The organism is Dietzia sp. DQ11-38-2 (assembly GCF_014145055.1).
Classification (GTDB): Bacteria; Actinomycetota; Actinomycetes; order Mycobacteriales; family Mycobacteriaceae; genus Dietzia.
Window position 1 is genome coordinate 1 of sequence record NZ_JAALDW010000152.1, and the last position, 2,499, is coordinate 2,499.

Below are 2,499 nucleotides of genomic sequence, written 5' to 3' on the forward strand. Positions count from 1 at the left end.
CCCTCGTGATCGCGCGCGCCGCCCGCGTCGCCGACACCCCGGCCGGCCGGGGCGGGAGCCGGTCGATCCTCGTCGAGGTACCTGAATCCGACGCCGCCCGGGTGGCCTCGCACGCCGCCGGGACACCGCTGGCGATCCTGGTGCACGGGTGACCGCGGCAGGGATCGTGCTGGTAACGTCCCTGCGGTTCAGATCGGCGCGAACGTACGCACACGTGGTGGACCACGCCGCGTCTCCAGGGAGGGGTGCAGGATGCTCAAGGGCTTCAAAGACTTCATCATGCAGGGCAACGTGATCGACCTGGCGGTCGCCGTGGTCATCGGCACGGCGTTCGCGTCGATCGTCGACGCCTTCACCAGCGCGATCATCAACCCGCTGATCGCACTGTTGGGTGGCAACAGCGAGATCGGGTTCGCCGTCCAACTACTGGACAACAACCCCGAGACGCGGATGGACTTCGGGTTGCTGCTCACCGCGATCATCAACTTCCTGCTGATCGCCGCGGTCATCTACTTCGTCCTGGTGGGGCCGATGAACAAGCTGAAGGAGGCCGCCGCCAAGCGCAAGGGTGTGGATGCCCCCGCCTCGGACAACGACCTCCTGGTGGAGATCCGCGACCTGCTCGCAGGGCGTCCGCTCAGCCATCCGTCGGACCCGCGGAACCCGTCCGGCGAGTCCTGACCCCGCACCCGGGCAACTCACCCGTGGTGGGGAGGGCGTTGCTCCCTCCACCAGTCGTCGCCGAGCCGGCCGTCCTCGTCGCGGACCTCGTCGGATGTGGTCCGAGGCAGGACCTCGCCGAACACCTCGTCGATCCGGGCGCTGTCTGTCCCGGCGCCGTCCTGCGGCCCGCCGTCCTCGACCCGCCGGTCGGTCACCACTCGTCGATCGCGGACAGCTGAGCCACCACGTACGAGACCAGCGGGCACAGCGTCGCCATCCCGTCACGGATCGCGGCGCGGCTCGGCGCGAGGTTGGCGACCACCGTGCTCCCGGACACCCCGACCAGACCGCGGGAGACGATCGAGTCGACGGCCCCGGCCGTGAGGCCTGACGACCGGACGGCCTCGGCGATGCCGGGCAGTCGCTGGTCGAGGATCTCCTCCGTCACCTCGGGGGTGATGTCCCGCGGTCCGACTCCGGTGCCGCCGACGGTCACCACGAAGTCGAAGCCGCCCACCACAGCGGTCTCGAGTGCCTTGCGGACCTCGGCCTCGTCGGCGGCCACTCCCACGACGCCGCCCACCAGGAACCCCTCCTCCTCGAGCAACTCGGTGACCAGCGGGCCGATCGTGTCCTCCCGGCCGTCCAACCGGTCGGTGACCACCACGACCATCGCGCGACCGGCGATAGGGGTGTCCGCCGGCTCGGTGGCCGTGGGGTCGAAGTCCACGTCAGTCTGGAGCCTGCGCCCACCGGGTAGAGACCTCGGGTCGAATCTCGTGCTCATCTCGCCTCTCCCAGTACCACGTCGACAGTCCTCGGCTGATCGCCCACACGAGAAGCATAGGTGACGGAGACCGTCTCCCCGGGGGCCCTCGAGCGGATGGCGGCGACCAACGCGTCGCCGCTCTCGATCACCCGGTCTCCGACCCCGGTGATCACCGCCCCCTCCTCGATGCCCGCCTGCTCGGCGGGCCCCCCCGCCTCGGTGGTGCGCACCAGCGCGCCGCTGATGTCCCGCTGGTCGCTCACCGTGACCCCGAGAACCGCACGGGTGGCGAAACCCTGCTTGATCAGCTGATCCGCGATCCGCCGGGCCTGGTCGACCGGGATGGCGAAGCCCAGGCCGATGGATCCCGCGTTCCCGGATCCCAGCGATGCGATGGCCGAGTTGATGCCCACCAGTTCGCCGTTCATGTTGACCAGCGCGCCACCGGAGTTGCCGGGGTTGACCGCGGCGTCGGTCTGGATGGCGTCGATCACCGTGCTCTGGTCGGACTGCGCACCGCCGGCGCGCACCGGCCTGTCGAGCGCGGAGACGATGCCGGTGGTCACGGTGCCGGACAGACCGAGCGGAGAGCCCACCGCGGCGACGGCCTGGCCCTCGTCGAGGGTCGCGGAGGACCCGAGTGCGATCGGGGTGAGCGACCGGTCGGTCTCCGCCCTGATCACGGCGATGTCCGTCGCCGGATCGGTACCGACGATCGTCGCCGGGGCCCTCGACCCGTCGTGGAAGCGCACCTCGATCTGGCCGCCGGCGGCACCCAACGCGATGACGTGGTTGTTGGTGATGATCAGACCGTCCGGGGTGAGGATCACGCCGGATCCCTCACCCCGCCCGGCCTGTCCGCGGACATCGATCGAGACCACGCTCGGCAGCACCGTGTCGGCAACGGACTCGACGGTGCCGTCCGGGGCCTGTCCCTCGGGCTGCGTGGCGGAGATCGGGGAGGCGAGCCTGGCGCCGTCGCCCCCGCCGGCCACCGTCGCGCCTATCCACCCGCCCAGGCCACCCGAGACCAGCATCGCCGCCACCAGGCCGGCGACCAGCAGGCC

4 protein-coding genes are annotated in these 2,499 nt (G+C 70.8%); 1 reads left to right on the plus strand and 3 read right to left on the minus strand.

Features of this window, described 5'->3' with window-relative positions:
* Positions 1–252: 252 nt before the first annotated feature.
* Positions 253–681 (plus strand): large conductance mechanosensitive channel protein MscL, encoded by a 429-nt coding sequence (gene mscL / locus G6026_RS06050; RefSeq protein WP_107756968.1) that lies wholly within the window; start codon positions 253–255, stop codon positions 679–681.
* Between the two features lie 17 nt (positions 682–698).
* Here mscL and G6026_RS06055 read toward each other — a convergent pair whose 3' ends face one another.
* The 3 genes from G6026_RS06055 to G6026_RS06065 form a co-directional block, all read right to left on the minus strand.
* Positions 699–881 carry a hypothetical protein gene (locus G6026_RS06055; protein ID WP_197431414.1) on the minus strand — a complete coding sequence of 61 codons (183 nt, stop codon included), beginning with the start codon at positions 879–881 and terminating at the stop codon, positions 699–701.
* On the minus strand, positions 875–1,450 hold the full coding sequence (locus G6026_RS06060) for a molybdopterin-binding protein (RefSeq protein WP_107756970.1): 576 nt from the start codon (positions 1,448–1,450) through the stop codon (positions 875–877). Before G6026_RS06060 ends, G6026_RS06055 begins: the two co-directional genes overlap by 7 nt.
* On the minus strand, positions 1,447–2,499 hold a 1,053-nt coding region (locus G6026_RS06065; RefSeq protein ID WP_194307577.1), incomplete at its 5' end, for a trypsin-like peptidase domain-containing protein. The genes G6026_RS06060 and G6026_RS06065, both read right to left, overlap by 4 nt.